General features: G+C 71.7%; 18 protein-coding genes. 7 read left to right on the top strand and 11 right to left on the bottom strand.

What is annotated here, in order from left to right; genetic code table 11:
* Nucleotides 1-3 precede the first annotated feature (3 nt).
* A complete protein-coding gene (locus tag EDF55_RS12970) occupies nt 4-2,103 on the top strand; it encodes an iron ABC transporter permease (RefSeq protein ID WP_311317152.1) in 2,100 nt (699 codons plus the stop codon).
* Nucleotides 2,104-2,136: 33 nt separating this feature from the next.
* Here the strand turns inward: EDF55_RS12970 and EDF55_RS12965 are convergent, their stop codons facing one another.
* From EDF55_RS12965 to EDF55_RS12945, 5 genes are all read right to left on the bottom strand, one after another.
* Complete coding sequence (locus EDF55_RS12965) at nt 2,137-3,048, bottom strand: SDR family oxidoreductase (protein ID WP_123655355.1); 912 nt, start codon at nt 3,046-3,048, stop codon at nt 2,137-2,139.
* Nucleotides 3,049-3,148: 100 nt separating this feature from the next.
* A complete protein-coding gene (locus EDF55_RS12960; RefSeq protein WP_123655354.1) occupies nt 3,149-4,081 on the bottom strand; it encodes a PfkB family carbohydrate kinase in 933 nt (310 codons plus the stop codon).
* Complete coding sequence (locus tag EDF55_RS12955; RefSeq protein WP_123655353.1) at nt 4,081-5,568, bottom strand: cytosine permease; 1,488 nt, start codon at nt 5,566-5,568, stop codon at nt 4,081-4,083. The genes EDF55_RS12960 and EDF55_RS12955 overlap by 1 nt, the downstream gene beginning before the upstream one ends.
* 97 nt (nt 5,569-5,665) lie before the next feature.
* Nucleotides 5,666-6,664, bottom strand: a complete 999-nt coding sequence (locus EDF55_RS12950; RefSeq protein WP_123655352.1) for an ADP-ribosylglycohydrolase family protein — start codon at nt 6,662-6,664, stop codon at nt 5,666-5,668.
* Nucleotides 6,661-7,383 carry a GntR family transcriptional regulator gene (locus EDF55_RS12945; protein ID WP_123655351.1) on the bottom strand — a complete coding sequence of 241 codons (723 nt, stop codon included), beginning with the start codon at nt 7,381-7,383 and terminating at the stop codon, nt 6,661-6,663. Before EDF55_RS12945 ends, EDF55_RS12950 begins: the two co-directional genes overlap by 4 nt.
* Nucleotides 7,384-7,505: 122 nt before the next feature.
* Here EDF55_RS12945 and EDF55_RS12940 point away from each other — a divergent pair, with 122 nt between their 5' ends.
* A complete protein-coding gene (locus EDF55_RS12940) occupies nt 7,506-8,219 on the top strand; it encodes a hypothetical protein (RefSeq protein WP_123655350.1) in 714 nt (237 codons plus the stop codon).
* Between the two features lie 36 nt (nt 8,220-8,255).
* On the opposite strand, the gene EDF55_RS12935 is transcribed toward EDF55_RS12940, so the two are convergent.
* The 3 genes from EDF55_RS12935 to EDF55_RS12925 all read right to left on the bottom strand — a co-directional run bounded on the left by EDF55_RS12935 (nt 8,256) and on the right by EDF55_RS12925 (nt 12,028).
* Nucleotides 8,256-9,038 carry an endonuclease/exonuclease/phosphatase family protein gene (locus EDF55_RS12935; protein WP_123655349.1) on the bottom strand — a complete coding sequence of 261 codons (783 nt, stop codon included), beginning with the start codon at nt 9,036-9,038 and terminating at the stop codon, nt 8,256-8,258.
* Between the two features lie 10 nt (nt 9,039-9,048).
* Nucleotides 9,049-10,545 (bottom strand): LCP family protein, encoded by a 1,497-nt coding sequence (locus tag EDF55_RS12930; RefSeq protein WP_123655348.1) that lies wholly within the window; start codon nt 10,543-10,545, stop codon nt 9,049-9,051.
* Between the two features lie 127 nt (nt 10,546-10,672).
* Nucleotides 10,673-12,028, bottom strand: coding sequence for an MFS transporter (locus tag EDF55_RS12925; RefSeq protein WP_123655347.1), 1,356 nt, complete (start codon nt 12,026-12,028; stop codon nt 10,673-10,675).
* A 108-nt stretch (nt 12,029-12,136) separates the two neighbouring features.
* Between EDF55_RS12925 and EDF55_RS12920 the strand changes: the two genes are divergently transcribed.
* The 3 genes from EDF55_RS12920 (at nt 12,137) to EDF55_RS12910 (ending at nt 17,137) form a co-directional block, all read left to right on the top strand.
* On the top strand, nt 12,137-14,377 hold the full coding sequence (locus tag EDF55_RS12920) for an FAD-dependent oxidoreductase (RefSeq protein ID WP_123655346.1): 2,241 nt from the start codon (nt 12,137-12,139) through the stop codon (nt 14,375-14,377).
* 38 nt (nt 14,378-14,415) lie between these two features.
* Nucleotides 14,416-15,885, top strand: a complete 1,470-nt coding sequence (locus EDF55_RS12915) for a hypothetical protein (protein ID WP_123655345.1) — start codon at nt 14,416-14,418, stop codon at nt 15,883-15,885.
* 475 nt (nt 15,886-16,360) lie between these two features.
* A complete protein-coding gene (locus tag EDF55_RS12910) occupies nt 16,361-17,137 on the top strand; it encodes an IclR family transcriptional regulator (protein ID WP_123655344.1) in 777 nt (258 codons plus the stop codon).
* A gap of 64 nt (nt 17,138-17,201) precedes the next feature.
* On the opposite strand, the gene EDF55_RS12905 is transcribed toward EDF55_RS12910, so the two are convergent.
* Nucleotides 17,202-17,852: a GntR family transcriptional regulator gene (locus EDF55_RS12905; RefSeq protein WP_123655343.1), complete on the bottom strand. Its 651-nt coding sequence runs from the start codon at nt 17,850-17,852 to the stop codon at nt 17,202-17,204.
* Nucleotides 17,853-17,864: 12 nt separating this feature from the next.
* Nucleotides 17,865-19,991 carry an efflux RND transporter permease subunit gene (locus tag EDF55_RS12900; protein ID WP_123655342.1) on the bottom strand — a complete coding sequence of 709 codons (2,127 nt, stop codon included), beginning with the start codon at nt 19,989-19,991 and terminating at the stop codon, nt 17,865-17,867.
* A 74-nt stretch (nt 19,992-20,065) separates the two neighbouring features.
* Here EDF55_RS12900 and EDF55_RS12895 point away from each other — a divergent pair, with 74 nt between their 5' ends.
* Together EDF55_RS12895 and EDF55_RS12890 are read left to right on the top strand one after the other, a co-directional pair.
* Nucleotides 20,066-20,464 carry a MarR family winged helix-turn-helix transcriptional regulator gene (locus tag EDF55_RS12895; protein ID WP_123655341.1) on the top strand — a complete coding sequence of 133 codons (399 nt, stop codon included), beginning with the start codon at nt 20,066-20,068 and terminating at the stop codon, nt 20,462-20,464.
* Between the two features lie 77 nt (nt 20,465-20,541).
* Nucleotides 20,542-21,543, top strand: coding sequence for an LCP family protein (locus EDF55_RS12890; RefSeq protein WP_123655340.1), 1,002 nt, complete (start codon nt 20,542-20,544; stop codon nt 21,541-21,543).
* 74 nt (nt 21,544-21,617) lie between these two features.
* Here the strand turns inward: EDF55_RS12890 and EDF55_RS12885 are convergent, their stop codons facing one another.
* Complete coding sequence (locus EDF55_RS12885) at nt 21,618-22,286, bottom strand: transglycosylase family protein (protein WP_123655339.1); 669 nt, start codon at nt 22,284-22,286, stop codon at nt 21,618-21,620.
* Nucleotides 22,287-22,535 lie beyond the last annotated feature (249 nt).

Raw genomic sequence — 22,535 nt, 5'->3', positions numbered from 1 at the left:
CGGGTGATCGACACCCTGGCACCAGAGCGGGCCGACCGGCGTTCCGACGTCGGTCCGCCCGCCGGCCGTGGGCGGCGCGTCTCCCTCGGCCTCGGCGTGCTCCTCGCCGGTGTCGTCGTGGTCCTCCTCCTCGCCGCGATCGACGTCACGCAGGGAACGGCCCACGTCGGGGCCGCCGCGGTCTGGAAGGCGATCACCGGGCAGGCGGACGGCACCGACGCGTCGGTCGTCATCGCGTCCCGGCTGCCGCGCATGGTCGCGGGTCTCCTCGTCGGTGCGTCGCTCGGGATCGCGGGCGCGGCGATGCAGGCCGTCACCCGGAACGTCCTCGCGGCGCCGGACACCCTCGCCGTGAACGCCGGCGCCTACCTCGCGCTCGGGGTCGCCACCGTCTCCGGTGTGGGCTTCGGCGTCCTCGCGCAGTCCGGCATCGCCTTCGCCGGCGGACTCGGGGCGGCTGCGCTCGTCCTCGCGCTGTCCGGGCTGGGCAACGGGACCGTGCGCCTGGTGCTGGCGGGCTCTGCGCTCGCGCTCGGGCTCGGTGCGGTCACGAACGCCCTCATCCTGCTGTTCCCCCAGCAGACGCAGGGCATGTACGCGTGGAGCCAGGGTGGCATCGCGCAGAACGGGTTCGCCGGTGTCGCGCAGATGCTGCCGTTCCTGGTGGTCGGCGTCGGAGGCTTCGTCCTCGTGTCCCGACGGGTCGACGCCCTGGCGCTCGGCGACGACGCGGCGCGGGGACTCGGTGTCCCGGTCCGCGGCACCCGGGTCGTCGCGATCGTCCTCGCGGTCCTGCTCTCCGCCGCTGCCGTCACGATCGCCGGCCCGATCGGCTTCGTCGGCCTCTGCGCACCGGCGCTCGTCCGTCCCCTCGCCCGCCGCTTCCCGACCATGCACCGCTCGTGGGCGGCGTTCCCGGTCGCGGGGCTCGTCGGCGCGGGCATCGTGCTGGCGTCGGACGTGCTGCTCCGCGCGTTCGTCACCGGAGACACCGCCACGGCCGTCCCCACCGGGATCGTGACGAGCGTCGTCGGCGCGGTGTTCCTCGTCGTGATGGCGATCCGCACCCGCGACTCGGGCCAGACGGGTCAGCTCGAGGGGTCCCGGGTCCCCGGCCGCTGGACGGTGCTCGTCGTGACGCTGTCCCTGGCCGCGGTGCTCGTCGGGGTGGTGATCGCGTCCGTGCTCCTCGGGGACGCGAAGCTGCTGCTCGGCGACGTGACGAACTGGCTGACCGGCCGGGCGAACCAGGCGATCTCGTTCATCCTGGACACCCGGGTGCCGCGGGTCCTCGCCGCGCTCCTCGCCGGCGCGGCGCTCGCACTCGCCGGCACGATCGTGCAGGCCGTCACCCGGAACCCCCTCGCCGATCCCGGAGTCCTCGGTGTCTCGAGCGGAGCGGGACTCGGTGCGGTCGTGATGGTGACCGCGCTGCCGGTGGTGGGCTCCTGGACGATGGCCGGCGGTGCGTTCCTCGGTGCGACCCTGGCGGCGGCGATCGTCTTCGGCCTGTCCGCACGCGGCGGGTTCCGGCAGGACCGGCTGGTGCTCGTCGGGATCGGCGTCTCGTCCGGCCTCACCGCGATGATCAGCCTGGTCATCGTGCTCACGGACCCGTTCAACGCGACGAAGGCGCTGACCTGGCTGTCCGGTTCGACCTACGGTCGCACGTGGTCGGACTGCGTGCCGGTGGCGGTCGTCCTCGTGCTGGCGCTCGTCGCGGTCATCGCCCGCCGTCGGGAGCTCGACCTGGTGTCCCTGGACGAGGACACCCCGCGACTCCTCGGCGTCCGGCTGTCCCGTGCCCGCCTCGGCTTCCTCGCCGTGTCGGTGGTGCTCACCGCGACGGCGATCGCCGCCGTCGGGACGATCGGATTCGTCGGGCTCGTCGCACCGCACGCGGCACGGGCGCTCGTCGGCCGGAAGCACGCGGCCGTGGTCCCGGTCGCCGTGATGCTCGGCGCGGTGCTCGTGTGCGCCGGCGACGTCGTCGGCCGCACGGTCATCGCGCCCGCCCAGCTCGGCGCCGGCATCCTGACGGCCGCGATCGGCACGCCGTACTTCATCTGGCTGTTGGTCCGCACGCCGCGTACCGCGCGCTGAGTACCGCACACAGCGGCCCCGGCGCGCGGCGCGCTACGGCGTCGGCATGCCGCCGTCGACGTGCAGCGTCTCGCCGACGACGTACGACGACTCGCCACTGGCGAGGAACACGTACGCCGGCGCGAGCTCCGCGGGCTGGCCCCAGCGGCCGAGGTAGGTCTGCTCCCCGGCGGACGGCAGCGCCTCCGGCGGCTGACCACCGGCCGGCTGCAGCGGCGTCCAGATCGGCCCGGGCGCGACCGCGTTGACGCGGATGCCCTTCGGCGCGAGCTGGGCCGCGAGCCCCTTCGCCAGGTTGTTCACGGTCGCCTTCGTGGCCGCGTAGTGCACCAGGTGCGGCGACGGCGCGTACGCCTGGATCGAGGTCGTGTTGATGATCGTCGAGCCCGGCTGCAGGTGCGGCACCGCGGCCTTGGTGATCCGGAACGTCGCGTAGGCGTTCGTCTTGAAGGTCTCGTCGAACTCCTCGTCGGAGATGTCCACGATCGAGGAGACGTTCTGCTGCTTGCCGGCGTTGTTCACGAGGATGTCGAGCCCGCCGAGCTCGCGGACGGCGGTCGCGACGAGCTCCTCGCAGAACTCGAGCGAGGTGATGTCTCCGGGGATCGCGACGGCCTTGCGTCCGGCCGCCTCGATCAGGGAGACGATCCGGTCGGCGTCCTCCTGCTCCTCGGGCAGGTAGCCGATGGCGACGTCGGCACCCTCGCGGGCGTAGGCGATCGCCACGGCGGCCCCGATGCCGGAGTCGCCGCCGGTGACGAGTGCCTTGCGGCCCGCGAGTCGGCCGGAGCCGCGGTAGGTGTCCTCGCCGTGGTCGGCCGGCACGTTCTGCGCCATCTCCGCGTCCGTCCCGGCACCCTCGAGGTACTGCTCCTCGGGCTGCTTGTCGGCGTAGAGCTTCGTCGGGTCCTGCATCGTGTACTGGTCGATCTGCTGGTCCGTCATGCCCTCGACGGTACGCAGGGCGTCCCCCGGTTGCGTTCAGGAGACTGTCCCCCTGCACACAGCCCGGACGGGAGGCTCGGTACCGGTCCGACGAGCCGGTCTACGCCGGGTGGGCGGCCAGGAACGCGTCCGTCTCGGCCCGCGTGGGCGCCGTCGCGGGACCGAGACGGGACACCGCGATCGCAGCGGCGGCGTTCGCCCGGCGGACCGCGTCGACGAGGCCCGCGCCCCGGGTGAGCGCCGCGACGAGCACACCGCCGTGCGCGTCCCCGGCACCGTTCGTGTCGACGGCCGCGACGGCGAAGCCCGGAACCAGGACCGGGCCGTCGGACAGCGACGGGTCCGCGACCCAGCACCCGGCCCCGCCGTCACGGACCAGCGCCGTGCCCCGCGCACCCGCGGCCACGGCGGCGACCGCCTGCCGGAGGTCGGCCGACGTCGGGGACATGAGCCGGGCCTCCCGGGCGTTCGTGGAGACGACGTCCGCACGCGCCGTCACGGGCGCGACCACGGACGGATCCAGCGTCGCGACCAGGGGCGACGGGTCGAACACGACCCGCACCGATGCCGGGACCGTCCCGATCCACGCGGCGATCGCGGCACCGTTGACCGGGTGGGCGAGCCCGTAGCCGGAGACGAAGACGGTGTCGTCCTCGCGGAGGTCGATGCGGGCGAGCTCGGCCGGGCCGAGCCGTCCCTCGGCGCCGACGGACGTGACGAAGGTGCGCTCGGTGGAGGCGTCGACGAGCGCCACGCAGTAGCCGCTGTCGACGTCGTCGATCCCGGGCTGCAGCACCTCGACGTCCGCGTCCGCCAGGGCTCGTCGCACGACGTCGCCGAACGGGCCGGTGCCGTACTGGCCGGCGAACACGACCTCGAGGCCGTCGCGCCGGGCCGCGACCATCGTGTTGAGCCCGCCGCCCGCGGTGATGTCCGACGCCGATGCGAGCACGTCGCCCCCGGGCTCCGGCAGCTCCCCGATGCGCATCACGATGTCGACGATGACGTTGCCGACGGAGACGAGCCGCGGCATCAGGCGCGCTCCGCGACCGGCATCGGCGCGGACTCGTCAGCCGGCTCGTGGAGCGTGCCCTTCGGCCCGCCGGTCAGGACGTAGACCGCTGCGGCGACGATGAACGTGACGATCCAGCCGAGGCCGTTCGCGCCGATCCAGGTGTGCGAGAACGAGCCGACGAACACCGGGTCGGCGTCCCCGACCTGCACGCTCGTGAACAGGAACCCGACCACGATCGCGACGGCCCAGGCGATGACCGCGCGCCAGGCGATGCCGCCGGAGTACCAGTAGCGACCGCCGGCGCGCAGGTCGAGGAGCGCGACCGGGTCGTACCAGGTGCGCCGCACGATGTCGGCGATGAAGACGCCGAGCCAGGCGGTGATCGGCACGGCGAGGACGGAGATGAACGTGATGAACGGCGCGTAGAAGCCGTCGGCCACGAGCATGAAGTACATGGCGCCGAGGAACGTCACGACCACGTCGACCGTGACCGCCCACACCCGGGGCACCTTGATGCCGAGGGTCAGCGTGGTGAGGCTGGCGGAGTACACGGAGAGGTGGTTGGAGAGCAGCAGGCCGCCGAACGCGGCGATCAGGTACGGGATCGCCATCCAGCTCGGCAGCAGGTCACGGATCGCGGCGACCGGGTCACCGGCCTGCGCGAGGGTCGGGTCGCCGGCGGAGACGAGCGCTCCGAGGCCGACCAGGAGCACGAGCGGGATGCCCGCGCCGGCGGCACTTGCGGCGACGAGCTTCGACGCCCGCACGCTGGTCTTCGTGTAGCGGGCGATGTCGGCACCGGCGGTCGCCCAGCCGATCCCGGTCCCGGCGGCGATCGTGCCGATGCCGATGGCCATCGCGGCGAAGGGGCCGGCGGGAGCGCTGCCGACGACGTGCCAGTCGACGCGGAGGACCAGGAACACGGCGACGAACACGTTGAGCGCGCCGAAGACCCACGTCGCCCACTTCTGTACGGCGACGATGAAGGCGTGACCGAGCCCCGAGATGAGCACCGTGGCGATCACGAACACCAGGATCGCGACGACCGTCAGGAGCGGCTCGTGCTTCGCGTCGCCGTCCGTCCCGAAGAGGATGGTGAACAGGGACAGCAGCACGAACGCCGCCGTCGTGGTGTTCACGGTCTCCCAGCCCAGTCGGGACAGCAGCGAGACGAACGTCGGGCCGATGTTGCCGCGGACGCCGAACACCGCGCGGCTCAGCGTCAGGCCGGGAGCACCACCACGACGACCCGCGATCGAGATCACCCCGACGAGCGCGAACGACCCGGCCGCACCGACCACCGCGACGACGAGCGCCTGCCAGATGTTGAGGTGCTGGAACGCCACCAGGGTCGCGCCGAGGGGCAGCCCGAGGATCGAGATGTTCGCTGCGAACCACACCCAGAACAGCGCGCCGGAGCTGCCGGTGCGCTCGGCGGCGGGCACGGGTTCGATCCCGCGTTGCTCGATGCTGGTCAGGGTGCCGGAGGCGGGACGGTCGGTCATGGTTCCTCTTACGTCGTCGGAAGGGCTTCGGGGGGGGGGGGGGGGACCGGGCGGTGGCTCGTGGGGGATGCCACCGACCGGGGCTGTGGGGGCGTGGCTAGTGCGTGCCGCGCAGTGCGAGGAGGGGGGCGACGACGTCCGCGAACCGGATGTCGTTCACGCGTTCGACCCGTTCGGCGGCCCCGTCGGGCCACGCGGACGGCCCGTGCACGGCGCCGAGTACCGCACCGGCCATCGCGGCGATCGTGTCGGTGTCGCCGCCGGTGCTCGCGGCGGTGCAGAGCGTCTCCCACGGGTCGAGGCCGAGCGAGACGAGGGCGAGCGCTGCCACCACCGACTCCTGGCTGGCGACGCTGGTGCCGATGACGCCGTCGATCACGTCGATGCGGTCGGCTGCCGGCACGGTCGGCAGGTACCCGCGCGCCCATGCGGTCTTGTCGGCGATCGAGGCGCCGGCGATCCAGTGCCCTCGGTGTTCCCCGATGCGGGCGGCGGCCACGGCGACGTCGAGTGCCTCGTCGCGGGTCGCGCCGTCGACGCCGGCGCTCACGGCAGCCGCGATCGCCGCGGCACCGCCGATGCCGAGCCCGGTGTCGTGGGTGACCCGGGACGCGTCCTGCACGGCGTCGACGAGGGCGTCGAGGTCGTCGGCACGCGTGCTGATGCCGACCGGGGTGATCCGCATCGCGGCACCGTTCGTCGTGCCGGTCGACCCGGCCTCGGACGCGGGGACGCCGTCCAGGATGCGCTGCACCGCGGTCTTCGTGCTCGGGCCGAGGAGGTCGAGCGACCCCTTCGCCGCCATCCCGCGCTCCCAGTCGATGAGCGCCTCGGCGAAGCGGGTCGGGTCGAGCCGTCCTTCCCCCTCGACCAGGAGCCGTGCGACGAGGACGGCCTGCTCGGTGTCGTCGGTGATGCTCGCGGCGGGCATGCCGTGCGCGATCCGCTGGTGGGGGCCCGCGTCGACGAACCCGGCGATGCGCCCGTGGTCCTCGCGGATCTCGCGGAGGGACATCGACTGCGTCGGCATGCCGAGGGCGTCCCCGATGGCGAGCCCCCGGAAGGCGGCGAGGGCGTGGTCGTGCTGCGCGGTCATCGTGCGTCCTGTCCGGTGGTGCTCTGGAACCGCATGTGGATGCGGAAGCGCTCGGGGTCGAGGAGACTGTCGACCGCCTCGACGAACGCCCCGCTCGCGGTCCGGGACACCCGGCGGCTGTGCAGGAACGGGGTGCCCGGGGTGCGGTCGAGCACCGCGGCCTCGGCGTCGTCGAGCGGCCGGACGTCGATCCACTGCTCGGCACGGACCGGGACGAGCCCGGCCGCCTCGATCGTGGCGCTGAGGGAACCGTCCACCAGGCCGTCCTCGACCGCGCGGTCGAGCCGGCCGATCCGCGGGACGATGCTGCGCTCGTAGGACACGTGCGGGCCGTCCACGACCGAGCGCACCCGGTCGACCGCGACGAGCTCCGGGTCCGCGCCGACGACGCCGGCGAGCTCGGCGTCCGTGACCCGTTCGATCCGGAGGGTGCGCGCGACGACCTCGGCGCCGCTGCCGGCGATCGAGCGCGCCCAGCCGGCTCGGGGGTCGAGCGCTGCGCCGTCGAAGGTCACGACCGAGCCGATGCCGCCGTGGGTGGCGATGTACTCGTCGTCGGCGAGGTCGGCCAGTGCCGCACGCACCGTCCCACGACTGACGGCGAACCGTTCGGCGAGCTCGTGCTCGCCGGGGAGGCGTTCCCCGGAAACGTACCGACCCGTCGCGATCGCGTCGCGGAGGGCTTCGGCGACGAGACGTCGCTTCGATGAGACGGGCATGGCAGCGATGGTACATGTATAAGACCTGTCCAGTCGAGCGCAATGTCACGGTCCGGTGACGGCCCGGCCCCGATTCGGTAACACCCGTCGTCCAGGCGTGGTCATGGCCCTACGGTCGAACGGTGACTGCACGGACCATGCTCGCGCTCGGCGCCGCGACGCTCGCCCTCCTGGCGGGTGCGACGGCCGCCGACCTGTCCAACGGTCCCGCCACCGTCGACCGGGCCGCAGCAGCCGAGATCACCCCGGTCGCCACCCCCACGCACGTCTCGAACGCCAAGCTCAAGCGCGTCGACGCCGTCGAGCTCGGCGCCGAGTCGATCGTCCTCCGCCGTGGCGAACGGACCGTCGCGGTCGCCTCGATGCGCGACTCCCGCACGACCGTGTCGTTGCTCAACCGCCTGTTCGGCACCCCGTCCCGCACCCAGACGGCCGAGGGCGACGGCGGCCGGTGCTTCCCCGCCGGCACGACCTACACGTGGGGCGGCGCCATCCGTGTGGCCGCGCTCTCCACCCCGTCCAGCCTCGGCAACTCGCTCGAGGTCCGGGTCCTCCGCGACGACGTCCGCTCCCGCACCGGCGGCGTCGTCGAGCTGACCGGCCCGGACGACGTCCAGGTCGGGGACGACATCGCGCACCGCATCGACGACGCCGCACATGCCGACCGTGAGTCGCTCGGCTCCGGCGACTCCCAGGCGTGGCAGCTCCTCCTCGCCGAGGGCTGGCCGTCCGACTCCGACGGAGCCGGCACCAACGGCGTCTCCGCACTGACCGACGGCACCACCGTGACGGTCATCGGTTCGCCGATGCCCGTCAACGCCGTGCACGGCTGCTGACGCCGGCGCGACACCCTCGGCGCGCGCCGCACACACTCACATCCGGATCGTGGCGACCACCGGGAAGTGGTCGCTCGCGAACCACGTCTCCGGCCCGTCGTGGTCGATGCGCACCCGGTCGACGCCGGCGACGCCCTTCGTCAGCACCCAGTCGATCCGCTCGCCGGAGTCCACGGGCGGCAGCCAGTCGTTGAACGTCGCCGTCCGGTCCGCCGGGTCCCCCGCCACCGTCCACGCATCCGTGTAGCCACCGTCCGCGAAGACCCGCGACGCCGCTCCCGCACCGGCGGGCTCGTTGCAGTCCCCGGCCACGACGACCGGGCCGTCGATCCCGGCGAGTCGCTCGACGATGAGCGCGGCGCTCCGGCCCCGGACCTCGTCCCCGTGCTCGGTCGGCTCGTGGTCGAGGTGGGTCGTCAGGAGCGTGAACGCCGGCCCGTCGGCATCGAGGAACTCCACGTGGTTCGCGATCCGCGGGAACAGGCTGCCCCAGGTGTTCGACGCCGGCTCGTCCGGGGTGTCGGACAGCCAGAACGAGCCCGTGTCCATCGGTCGGAGCCGCTCGGTCCGGAAGAAGACCGCCGCGTGCTCCCCCGCCGTGCCGCCTTCGCGTCCCTGGCCGACGTCGGCGTACCCGGGCAGGCCCGCGCGGATCTCGTCCATCTGGTGGTCGAAGGCCTCCTGCACGCAGAGCACGTCGGGGTCGTTCCGTCGGACGATGTCGAGCAGGACCGGCAGACGCGCCGGCCAGTCGTGCGCCGGATCCGGGTTCTTGACGTTGTAGGTCATCAGGGTGATCGGACGCGCTGCGTTGCTCACACCCTCGAACCTAGTAGATGCAGGAGTCCGCTTGCCCGTAGTTGTGCACGTCGGTCGACGTCGCACTCGGTTCGGACGCGGCCTTCGACGACGGCTTCGACGAGGGCTCGGACGCGGCGGACGACGAGGACGGTGCTGCTGGCTCCGCGGCCACGGCGGTCTTGCCGTTCTTCCCGAGCACGAGCGTCACACCCTGCACGGACGACGTCTGCACGGGCAGCGCGCCGGGGACGGCGGCGACGAGGGCCTTCGCCTGCGCCTCCATGCCCGCCGGGTACTGCACCATCGTCGCGATCGTGGTGTCCGAGGAGCCCGGGGTCCCGACCTGGAACCCGCGGCCGGCGAGGACCGTGGTCGCCGCCCCGGCCGCGCCCGTGATCCCGCTGCCGTTCACGACCGTGACACTGACACCCGACGCGGCCGCGGCCGTCGCCTTCGTGTAGGCGTCCGACTGGCCGATGAGGCCCTGCACGAACGCGGGCATGCCGACCGTGTCCACCTCGACGATGGAGAGCGCGGAGCCGCCGACGTCGATCGTCGGGGTGCCGAGGATCGGGATCGTCGCGGACTGGATCGCCGACGGCCGCAGGTTCCGGAGCTGGGACGCGAGGGACAGCAGGTCGAGGCCCTGGTCGGTCTCGACGGAGTCACCGATCGCGTCGATGATGTTCGTCGTCTTCACCGGGTTGAGGAGCGTGCCGGCGGAGAGGATCTTCCGCGCTTCCTGCGAGAGGAAGTACTGCTGGCGCACCGAGCGGTCCAGGTCGCCGTTCGGCAGGCCGTGGCGCTGACGCACGAAGGAGAGTGCCTGCTTCGCGGTGAGCTTCGAGTTGCCGGCGGGCAGGTCGACGCCGGAGTACTTGTCCTTCGCGGGCTCCTTCAGGCAGACCTCGACCGGGCCGAGCTGCTTCACGATCTCGTAGAAGCCGAGCAGGGACACCCGCACGTAGTGGTCGATCGACAGCCCGCTGAGCCCCTCGATCGTCTTGATGAGCATCTGGGCACCGCCCGCGGCGCCGCCGTTGTTGAGGGTGCCGTAGTAGAACGCGCTGTTGAGCTTGCCCTTGCCGACGCCGGGGATGTCCACGTAGGAGTCGCGCGGGAACGAGATCATCGTCGCGCTGCGCCCGTCGGCTGCGATGTGCAGCACGATCATGGTGTCGGTGTTGGTCGATCCGCCGTCCGAGGTGGTGCTGAGCTCGGCCATCTGCTCGGGCGTCGCGTTCTCGGGACGGTGGTCGTCACCGACGAGCAGGATGTTCATCGCCTTGCCGTCGACGTCGTCCTTGGTGCTCGTCGATCCGCCGATCGCGTCGACCTTGGTGACGCTCGACGCCAGGCGGTTGTAGGCGTACGCCGCGTACCCGCCGCTGAGCAGCAGGGCCATGGTGAGCACACCGGCGACGGCGGGGAACACCACGCCGAACCCGCGCTTCTGGCGGCCGTGCCGGGGCGGCACGGAGCCACGACGGCGGCGCAGGGTCGTCTCTTCCGGTTGCGAACTCACCTGAGCACGATAACCGGAGACCGTGCGTGGAGTATGGAATCCTCCTGCGAAATGTCGCCAACACCCCCCGGACGGGAGGCACGGTGCCAGCCGGCACCGTGCCTCCCGTCCGTCTCCTGGCCGCGTCTCATTCCTGCCGCAGCGTCTCCTTGTTGGTCTCGCGGGCACGCAGGACCGCGATGCCGCTGATCGCGGCGGCGGCCATCACGTAGAAGGCCGGGGCGAAGTTGTTGCCCGTCGAGGCGATCAGCCACGTGGCGAAGTACGGCGTGATCCCACCGAAGACCGCGACGCTGATGTTGTACGCGATGCCCATCGACCCGTACCGGATGTTGGTCGGGAACAGCTCGGCCATCGCAGCACTCACGGCACCGTCGAACGCGGCCATGAACAGCCCGAGGAGCATCATCGCCCCGGCGGCCGCCCAGAAGTTCCCGGCGTTCATGAGCATCAGGGTCGGGTAGGTCAGCACGACGAACCCGGCACAGCCGGCGAGCATGACCGGCTTCCGGCCGATCTTGTCGGACAGCAGGCCGAAGAACGGCACGAGGGCGGCGATCACGATGAAGCCGAGCACCACCGCGCCGTAGGACACCATGGGCGAGTAGCCGAGGTCCGCCTGCAGGTAGGACGGCATGAAGGTCTGCAGGATCCAGTGCCCGACGGCCTTGATCACGACGAAGCCGACGCAGAAGAGCAGCGCTCGCCACGACGTCCGGATCGAGCGGCGCAGCGGGTTCGCCGCGACCTCGCCCTTGGCCTTGAGCGCGCGGAACTCCGGGGTGTCCTCGAGCTTGGTGCGGAGGTACAGCCCGACGAGTCCGAGCGGGATCGCGATGAGGAACAGCACCCGCCAGCCCCACGACTGGAGGGCGTCCCCGCCGGCGACCGCCGTGAAGAGGAAGACCAGGCCGCCACCGACGATGAAGGCGACGAACCCGAAGACGTCGATGAAGCTCGTGACGAAGCCGCGCCGGTTCGACGGGGCGTACTCGGCGAGCAGCGTGGTCGCGCCGGCTCCCTCACCGCCGGCGGCGAAGCCCTGGACGAGTCGCACGAGGACGAGCAGGACCGGCGCCCAGAGTCCGACCACCTGGTACGTCGGCAGGATGCCCATCACGGCGGTGGCCCCGCTCGTGATGAGGATCACCGTCGCGAGGGTGGTCTTCCGGCCGACCCGGTCACCGAGGGACCCCCAGAACAACCCGCCGAGCGGTCGCATCACGAAGCCGGCACCGAACACCGCGAACGCGGACAGGAGCGCCACCTGCGGGTCGCCCTGCTTGAAGAAGTGGAGCGAGATGACCGTGGCCAGCGTGCCGTAGAGGCCGAAGTCGAACCACTCGACGAAGTGACCGACACCGGCCGCGACGATCACCTTCCGCATGCTCTGGCGGCGGGCGTCGTCGCCCAGCGCGGCCCGGACGTCCGGGGTGGTGGTGGCGGCGTCGGCGCTCGTGCGCGTTCGGGTTCCGTCGCTCATGGGGTGACCTCACACTTCGTTGTCGAGAGTTCGTTGACGATAGCACTCGTCGGGCACACCTTGCCACACAGTGGGAAAGAAGCGCCAGCAAGTGATACCGTCGCTGCCATGCAGTCCCGGAACCAGCACCACGACGTCGTGGTCGTCGGCGGCGGCCTCGCCGGTGTGAGCGCCGCCGTCGCCGCCGCCCGCCTCGGCTCGAGCGTCGCCCTCGTCACCAACCGCCCGGTCCTCGGCGGCAACTCCTCGAGCGAGATCCGCGTGTGGGTCGTCGGCGCGACCGCCCACGGCACCCAGCGGTTCGCCCGCGAGACCGGGATCATGGGCGAGCTGTTCCTCGAGAACCAGTACCGGAACCCGCAGGGGAACGCCGTCTACTGGGACCAGGTGGTGCTCGACCTCGTTCGCGCCGAGCCGAACGTGCACCTCCACCTCAACACGGACGTGCGCACCGTCCGGACCTCCGACGACGGCGGACCGACGACGATCACCAGCGTCACGGGCTGGACGATGGGCTCCGAGATCGAGACGACGTTCACCGCGCCGGTGTTCCTCGACTGCACGGGCGACGGACTCGTGGGCGCACTCGCGGGCGCCGAGTACCGCATCGGCCGCGAGGGCCGGGACGAGCACGGCGAGGACTGGGCACCCGAGCACGCCGACGACGAACTGCTCGGCAGCTCGATCTTCTTCTCCACGCACGACACCGGCAGGCCCGAGAAGTTCGTCGCACCGTCGATCGCCATCGACGTGTCGCAGACGCCGATCCTCGCGAACCGGGCGATCGGCACCGGCGACAACGGCTGCAACTACTGGTGGATCGAGTGGGGCGGCGAGCTCGACACCGTCACCGACAACGAGCACATCCGCGACGAACTCTGGGGCGTCGTCTACGGCATCTGGGACCACATCAAGAACTCCGGCCGGTTCGACGCCGACACCCTGACGCTCGACTGGGTCGGCGCGATCCCGGGCAAGCGCGAGTACCGCCGGTTCGTGGGCGACCACACCCTCACCCAGCAGGACCTGCTCACGCAGCGGTCCTTCCCGGACACCGTCGCGTTCGGCGGCTGGTCGATCGACCTGCACCCGGTCGAGGGCGTCTACGCCGAGACCGCCGGCGCCCAGCAGCGCTACACGGACGGCACGTACGACATCCCGTTCCGCTCCCTCTACTCGGCGAACGTCGCGAACCTGCTCGTCGCCGGACGGAACATCTCGGCGTCGCACATCGCCTTCGGCTCCACCCGCGTGATGGCGACCTGCGCCACCCAGGGCCAGGCGGCCGGCACTGCGGCGCACCTCGTCGCCCGGCACGGCATGACGCCACGCCAGCTCGGGTCCGACCACATCGCGATGCTGCAGCAGACGCTCCTCCGCGAGGACGCCCCGCTCATCGGCGTCCGCGCCGTCGACGCCGCGGACCTGGCACGCCGTGCCCGGATCAGCGCGAGTTCCGAGTTGACGACGATCGACACGACGCCGTGGCAGACCGAGGAGCCCTTCGCGCTCGACCGCGACGCCGCGATCGTCCTGCCCGCGGACCCGTCGCTCGGCACGATCGCCATCCGCACCGACGCCGACTCCGCGACCGACCTGCGGGTCGAGCTCTGGACCACGGGCAAGCCGCAGAACTACGCCCCGATCGAGCACGTCTCCACCCACACCACGCGCGTTCCGGCCGGGTCCGGCGAAGCGGTCGTCGACCTCGACTTCCACCCGGCGGAGCCGTGCAACGCGGTCGTCGTCGTCCGCACCGCACCCGGCGTCCGCCTGCTCCGGACCGACGGCCACCCGTACGGCGTCCTCGCGCTCCGCGCCCGCTCCGCCGACGACGCGCCCTTCGACGACCACATCCCGGAGGAGGACGACCAACCCGTCACGGACTGGGAGGCACGGGCCCTCCGCGGAACCAGTTTCGCGTTCACCGTGACCGGCGAGACGGACGCGTGGCGAGCCTCCCGGGTGGTGGACGGCATCCAGCGTCCCCACGGTGGGCCGCACATGTGGTCGAGCCACGCACACGACGCCGCGACACTGACGCTCGACTGGGCGGAGCCCGTCGACGTCCACCAGGTCCGCATCGTCTGGAACGACGACGTCGACGCGGACCTCATCAACCTGCACCACCACCGCACGCACTGGGACGCCGTCCCGGACCTCGCCCGCGACTACCGGGTCGAGGCGTGCGTGGACGGTGCTTGGCAGCCCCTCGCGACCGTCGCGGGGAACCGCCACCGGCACCGGGTGCACGACGTCGACCCGGTCCGCACGTCCTCGCTCCGCATCGTCGTGACCGCGACGAACGGGTCGCCCTTCGTCACGGCGAGCGCCGTGAAGGTCTACTGACCACCGCACCACCCATCCGACGATCAAGGGAGATCGCCATGCGCCTGCGCGCCACCACCCTGCTCACCGCGATCGCGGTCGCGTCCGTCACGGTCGCGTCCGTGTCGACCTGGACGGGAGGCCCGGCGCACGCCGCCGACGCCGCGCCCGGCCCACGGGCGGTCGCCGCGGACTCCGCCCCACGGGCGGTCGCCGCCACGACCGTCGGCACCGCCGCGATCCAGGCGAACCCCGGCAACCCGGCCGCACCGACAGCGACCGCGCACACCGTGTCGGCCAACGGCACGGCGGTCCCCGTCAAGGCGGAGTCCGTCAGCGGCACCTCGCACGACGTCGCGATGTTCGCGAAGGGAACCGGCACCGCCACGGTGCGCGTCACCATGCCGGGGCTCGCCGCGTCCGCGACCCCGGTCGTCACGCCCAGGACCCTCGCGATCGCCACCACCCGCTCCGGCGATACCGTGACGTTCACGATCCGCGACGCGCACCCGCTCGTCATCGAGACACCAGGCGTCCGCGCGCTGTTCCTCTACGTCACGCCGTCGGAGACGGACGTACCGTCCGCCGCCGACCCGAACGTGCTGTACTACGGGCCCGGCGAGCACGACGCCGGCGTGATCCGACCGACGTCGGGGCAGACCGTCTACCTGGCGCCGGGCGCACTCGTGCGCGGCCGCATCGACGGCGACGGGGTGACCGGGGTCACGGTCCGCGGACGCGGGATCCTGGACGCCGGCGACGACACCTCCCGCACCGACAAGACGATGGCGATCCGCTTCCACGACAGCTCGGACATCACCGTGGAGGGCATCGGCGTCCGCAACGCCCAGTGGTGGCAGACGCTCTACATCCGCTCGTCCGGCATCGACGTCTCGTGGATGAACCTGATGGGCACGCTCATCAACAACGACGGCATCGACACCGACGGCGTGCAGGACATGACCGTCAGCCACGACTTCGTGATGAGCGGCGACGACGGGTTCGGCTGGCACGCCCTCGATGCCGCCACCAACGGCGAGCCCGAGACCCGCGGGCTGCACGCCGACGACACCACCTTCTGGAACGTCACCGGCGGGAACCCGGTGCGCTTCGGGTCGTCGATGGAGACCGAGGTGTTCACCGACGTGTCCATCACACGGTCGTACGTGCTCCGCGCGAAGGAGGTGGCACTGAAGCTCGACGTGCAGGACTGGGCGACGCTCTCCGACGTCACGGTCGACGGCTACCACGTGGAGTCGCAGCCGGTCGGGAAGCAGGCGATCGTGTTGCAGGTGCTCAAGGGGCCGTACTCGAACGACACCGGGTACCGCGACGAGCGCGGGCGCATCACGGGCATCACGATCCGGGACTTCACGAGCGTGAGCGCGGACCCGGTGACGCTGTCCGGGTGGGACGCCGCGCACGGGGTGTCGGACGTGTCGTTCTCGGGCGTGGTGCTCGGCGGTGTGCCGCTGACGGCGGCGCAGGTGCGGACGAACGCGTTCGTGTCCGGCGTGACCGTTGCCTGACCGCGCATTCGCGTCGGGCGTGACCGTCGCCTGACCACATGTGGAATACGCGGTTCCGGCTGCGGCCAGCACCTACGCTGACGCCGGGTCCGCGTCACCGCCGGAGCGCGGCCCGGGCAGAGTTGAAGCCCATCACCGCGACAACGGTGATGGGCTTCGGTCGGCTCTCCGAGCGGAAAGCCAAGGGACACACAGGGTCCCAAGCTCACAAGCTCGGACCAGTGTACCGCCCAGATGGACGATGCACACCCCTTGGCCTGCGCTTCTCGTGTCCGCCGGCGCAGACACCAGGAGGTGGATCGATGTCCCAGGACAACGACTCCAAGCCCAGGCGTCAGGTGCTGTGGTTGGGGGTCGCGAGCTTGCTCGTGAACCTCGCCAGGCTCCTCGTCGACCTGTGGCGCAAGGGCTGAGAACCAGGGCACCCCGCGTCGCAGTCGGCGCGGGGTGCCCGCTCGACCAGCAGAATGGGCACATGGCCACCACCCCTCCGAACCAGAGCATCGAGCGCGCCGTGGCGGTCCTCGGCGCGCTCGGCACCTCCGAGAGCGGGAGCGTCCGCGCGTCGGACATCGCCCGCGCGATCGGGCTCGGGACCTCGACGACCGGGCGGCTCCTCGCGACGCTGGAGTCGCTCGAGTTCGTCCGGCGCGACCCGGAGACGCAGGGGTACTCGGTCGGGCGGGCGGTCCTCGAGCTCGCGAGCCAGGGCCTCAACCACAATCCCGTGCACCGTGAGTCCCGCGCCGCCGCGCAGGAACTCGCGCACCGCATCGGGCTGACCGCGAACGTCGGCGTGCTCGACGACGCGTGGGCGATCTACCTCTGCCACTTCGAGGGGTCGCTCGCGCCGAAGTCGCACACGATGATCGGGATGCGGCAGCCGCTGCACGCGTCCGCGCTCGGCAAGGCCCTGATGCTCGACATGAACCAGGCGGAGCGGGAAGCGCTGCTCGGGGAACTCTCCCGCTACACGGACCACACCATCACCACGCACGACGCCCTGACCGCTGACCTGGCGGCCTCGGCGTCGCGGGGGTGGTGTGTGGAGAACCAGGAACTCGCACTCGGACGGTTCTGCATCGCCGCGCCCATCCGGAACGCGTCAGGACGGATCGCAGCGGCGCTGTCGATCTCCGGACGGGTGACCCAGCTCCGCGACCGCGACATGGACTCGCTCGCCGAGGACCTCATCGAGGTCGCCGACCGGATCAGCGTCGGGTTGGGGATGATCTCCGCCGTCGCGCACTGACCACCGCGAGTCAGCCGCGGGCCGCGGGTCAGCCGCGGGCGGCGGGTCAGCCGCGGGCGGCGGGTCAGCCGCGGGTCGGCAGCAGGTGCACCGCTTCCATCGCGAGCTCGGCGGCGATCGGGTCCTTCGCGAGGACGGCGTCCTTGAGCTTCTGGAGCTCGGGGAGGATGACGTCGGCGGGCACCAGCTCGGCGAGTTCCGGCACACGGAGCTTGAAGGCCAGGCCGTCGGTGGTCGACCGGCAGAGCTGCTCGAGGGACGGGTTGCCGCAGGCCCCGGCCCAGAGCGAGTAGATGTCCGCGCCGTCGTGGGCGACCTTCGCCTGTTCGTCCTTGCCGACGCGGGCGACGACGTCGTCGAGCATCTTCACGATCTTCTTGCGCTCCGCGTCGGTGAAGCGCGGCACCGCCAGGCGGACGACCCCGCCGTAGATCACGCCGAGCGTGCGGTACGCGTCGAGCAGTTCGTCAGCAGTCGGTGCCGCGACCCGCGTGTAGCGGTTCGGGGCCATCTCGATCAGGCCGGCGCGGGCGAGTTCGGCCAGGGCTTCGCGGATCGGGGTGCGGGAGACGCCGAGCCAGGAGATCAGGTCGTCGTCGTTGAGCCGCTCGCCGGGCTCCAGCGTGCCGTCCATGATCGCGTCGCGGATCTTGTCCTGCACGGTGTCACGGAGGAGCTTGCGCTCGGCAGCAGGCTGCGTCGAGGGAACTGGCATGTGCACAGCGTGTCACATGTCGGCGGAGCGACGCGAGAGGCGCGACGGCCACCAGGCGCGTGCGCCGAGGTCGTACGCCAGGGCCGGGACGAGCAGCGAACGGACCACGATCGTGTCGAGCAGGACGCCGAACGCGACGACGAACGCGATCTGCACGAGGAACAGGATCGGGATCACGCCGAGGGCCGCGAACGTCGCGGCGAGCACCACCCCGGCTGAGGTGATCACGCCACCGGTGACGCCGAGTCCGCGGAGCACGCCCTCGCGCGGGCCGTGCCGCAGGGCCTCCTCACGCACCCGGGTCATGAGGAAGATGTTGTAGTCCACCCCGAGCGCCACCAGGAACACGAACGAGTACAGCGGGACGGACGGGTCCGCGCCGGGGAAGTGGAACACGTGGTCGAACACCAGCGCGCCGACGCCGAGCGCCGCGGCGAACGAGACGATCACGCTGCTGATGAGGACGAGCGGTGCGACGATGCTCCGCAGCAGGAGCATCAGGATGAGCAGGATGACGACGAGCACCACCGGGATGATCAGCGAGCGGTCCCGGATGCCGGTGTCGTTCGTGTCGATCGCCGTCGCGGTGACCCCGCCGACGATCGCGCCGGGATCGACGCGCTCGACGGCGGTGCGGAGTGCGCGCACGGTCGTCTCGGCAGCGTCCGAGTCGGCGGCGGAGCTCAGGGTCGCCTGGAGCAGGACCTGCCCGTCGACCACGGTGGGGCCGGCGCCGCCGCTCCCGCTCGCGCCGCCGCTCCCGCTGACCGGCACCGTGCCCGCGGGTGCGTCCTTCGACACCGCCACCACACCGTCGACGCCGTCCACGCCGGTGATCGCCGATGCCAGGTCGTCGATGCGGTCGGCGTCGCCGATCACCTGCGCCGGGCTGCCGGAGCCTGCGGGGAAGTGGTCGGCCAGCACGTCCTGACCGTCGCGCGCCTGCGACTGCCCGATCACCAGGTCGCTCTGCGGGACGCCGTCCGCCTTGAGCCCGATGAGCCCGGTGCCCATGGCGAGCAGCCCGACGGTGCACACGATCCACACGACCCGCGAGCGGCGGGACACGAGCCGTCCGACGCGTGCCCAGAGTCCCCGGGCGTCGGGGCCGGTGACCACCGGGTGCGCGCTGCCGTGGAGCGGACGGAGCGGCCAGAACGCGGCGCGACGGAACACGAGCAGCAGCGCGGGCAGGAGCGTCAGTGCCGCCAGCAGGCTGAACGCGATGCCGATCGCCGCCACCGGGCCGAGGGCCTTGTTCGAATTGAGGTCGGAGAGCAGCAGGCAGAGCACGCCGACGATGACGGTGCCGCCCGACGCCAGGATCGGCTCGAGGCTCCCGCGGAGTGCGGCCTTCGTCGCGTCCCAGCCGGTGCGGTGGTCGCGGAGCGCCTCGCGGTACCGGGAGACGTAGAGCAGCGCGTAGTCGGTCGCGGCACCGATGACCAGGATCGAGAGGATGCCCTGCACCTGCCCGTTCACGGTGACGATGCCGGCCTTCGCCAGCGCCCACACGACGAGGATCGACGCGGTCAGTGCGAAGGTGGCCGTCCCGAGCACCAGGAACGGCAGCAGTGGCGACCGGTAGACGATGACCAGGATGACGAGGACCGCGGCGAGGGCGACCCCGAGCAGGATGCCGTCGATGCCCGCGAACGCCTCGGTGAGGTCGGCCGTGAACCCGGCCGGACCGGTGACGTAGCCGCGCATCCCGGACGTGAGCGCGTCGTCGACGTCCGCTCGGATCGCCGCCACGGCGTCGCCGGTGTCCGCCGCGCTCGTCAGCGTCGCCACGATCTCGACCGCGTCCCCGTCCTCGCTCGGGATCGCGGGGCTCACCGAGTCGACGTCGGAACGGTCACCGAGCCGTTCGACGAGCGCGCGGGCGGCCGCTGTGTCGGACGCCGCGAAGCCACCGGAGCGTTCGAGGACGATGACCGCGGGAGCGCCGGTGTCGTCGCGGAACGCCGCCGAGCGCTCCTGCACCTTGGTCGCATCGGCCGACGCGGGGAGGAACGAGGTCTGGTCGTTCGTGGAGACCTCGGAGATCTTGCCGAAGAACGGTCCGCCGATCGAGGCGATGACGAGCCAGGCGACGATGACGACGGCGGGGATCACGATGCGGAGGAAGCGGGGCACGAGGTTGAGCGTACTCGAATGATCAGCATGCTGATCATTCCGTCGCACATGCGGAGCGACCCTAGAATCCAGACATGGACGACGACCCCGCCGAGTGGCCCCTCGGGCGACTGCTCGCCGCGGCAGCCCGCTCGGTGGAGCGGGACTGGGACGAACGACTCCGCGCGATCGGACTCCCCCACGCGGCACTCATCGCGATCGACATCCTCATCCGCACCGGGCCGACCGGCGCCGACACCCTCGCCCGGACCGCCCGCGTCCAGCCGCAGACCATGTCACGCACGCTCGAGCGGATGGAGCGCGACGGGCTCGTCGAGCGCGGTCCGCACCCGGATGACCGTCGCCGGCGCGTGGTCACCGTAACCGACCGCGGGCGAGCCGCCTGGGACACCGCGAAGCACATCGAGCGTGAGGTGCTGCCCGACGACCCGGCGCTCCGGTCGGCGCTCGGACGGATCCTGGGTACCTCCTGATCCCATTGCGGGTGAAATACCACATGTTGTAACCTTGGGAAGTCGGTGCCACGGCCGGCCGGAACCCAGGAGTCACCATGCCCGGTCGTCGCGCCACCCCGCGCCGTCGCCGCCCGTTCCTCGTCGCCCTCGTCGCGACGCTCGGCTCGCTCGTCGGCATCGCGGCGGTGATCGCCGTCGTCGCGAGCGTCTTCGTCGGCGGACTCGCGCGGAGCTACGACCGCGAGTCCGACACCATCGCCGAGCCGTTCGCGACCGGGACACGACCGGCCACCACCGACGGTGCAGAGAACATCCTGCTCATCGGCTCCGACTCCCGGAAGGGACTCGCGCAGCAGGGCGACACCGCAGCCGGCGGGCGATCGGACACGCTGATGCTCGCCCACGTCCCGGCCGACCGGAAGGCCGTGTACCTGATGTCGATCATGCGCGACTCGTGGGTCGACGTCCCCGGCCACGGCAACGCGAAGATCAACGCGGCGTACTCATGGGGCGGCATCCCGCTCACGGTGCAGACGGTCGAACAGCTCCTCGACGTCCGCATCGACCACGTCGCCGAGATCGACATGCGCGGCTTCGGCGCCGTGACGGACGCCCTCGGCGGCGTGACCGTGCAGTCCGCCCAGGACTTCACCGCACGTGGCCACCACTTCACCGTCGGGGCGAACCGCCTCGACGGCGACGCGGCACTGGCGTTCGTGCGGGAGCGGTACGCCTTCGCCGACGCCGACCACACCCGGGTCCGGAACCAGCAGGCGTTCATGCGCGGGATCGTCGACGGGGTGCTCTCGAAGGGCACCATGACGGATCCCGGACGCATCCAGGACTTCGTCGCCGCGACGAGCGGGTACCTCGCCGTCGACCCCGGGCTGGACTTCCGCACGATCGCCGGCCTCGGATGGTCACTGCGCGGCGTCCGGCCGGCGGACCTGCAGACCTTCACGATGCCGACTGCGGGCGGCGGGACCTCACCCGACGGTCAGTCGTACGTCGCGGTGAACGCCGTCGCCGTCCAGGCGCTCAGCTCGGCGCTGCGATCGGACGACCTCGGCCGCTGGCTGCAGGAGAACCCGCAGTAGCGCTGCACGACGAAGCGCCCCGACTCTCGGAGGGAGAGCCCGGGGCGCTTCGTCGGTGATCGGTCTGCCGGAGGTCAGGCCGGGAGCTGCAGCGTCTGACCCGCGTAGATCAGGTTCGCGTCGTCGATCGAGGTGTTGGCGGCCCACAGCTTGTTCCAGCCGCCGTCGACCTTCAGCTTCGTCGCGATGGTGTCGAGCGTGTCACCCGACGCCACCGTGTACGTCTTGCCGCTGGTCTTCACCGCGGCGGGCTTCGACGGCGCGGCCGGAGCAGCCGGGGCTGCCGGTGCGGCGGTCGTCGTCGGCGTCGTGGCCTTCGGCGCCGCCTGCTGCGCGGGGGCCGGAGCGGCCGGAGCCGGTGCGGCCTGCTGCTGCGGGATGGCTGCCGGTGCGGCGCCGGTGGTGCCGCTCAGCCCGAGCTTCGCGGAGCACGCGGGCCATGCACCCCAGCCCTGGGAGGCGAGGACGTGCTCAGCGACGGCGATCTGGGTCGCACGGCTGGCGTTCGCCGGGCTGCCGGAACCACCGTTGGCGGTCCAGGTGCTCTGCGTGAACTGCAGGCCGCCGTAGTAGCCGTTGCCGGTGTTGATGGCCCAGTTGCCGCCGGACTCGCACTGGGCGAGGGCGTCCCACGTCGAGCCGGACGCGGCGTTCGCGGGGGCCGAGAGCCCCACACCGGCCGCGGCGATGCCGGCGAAGGCGAGTCCGCCGAGGAGGGCGCGGGTACGGGTGGTCTTCTTCATGTCGTTGCTCCAGCGGGGTCGCACGCCGTTCGGCGGACCACTGCCCACCCCGACCGATCGCGGTCTGTTGAGGTGTCGCCGGGGGCAGTGGTTCGCGCCGGCGTCACGGTCGGCCACCATAGGAAACTCCGCGTCGTTATCAAACTGAGACCAAGGGTTCTACCCATCGGTGCTATGTACCCCGCGAGGAAACCTGTACGGGACGATCGCCATGCACATGGCGATCGGGCGTACCCGGGTACGCGAACA

Origin of the sequence: Curtobacterium sp. ZW137 (assembly GCF_003762905.1) — a bacterium.
In the GTDB taxonomy this organism is placed as follows: domain Bacteria; phylum Actinomycetota; class Actinomycetes; order Actinomycetales; family Microbacteriaceae; genus Curtobacterium.
This window is presented reverse-complemented; position numbering and strand designations above follow the sequence as displayed.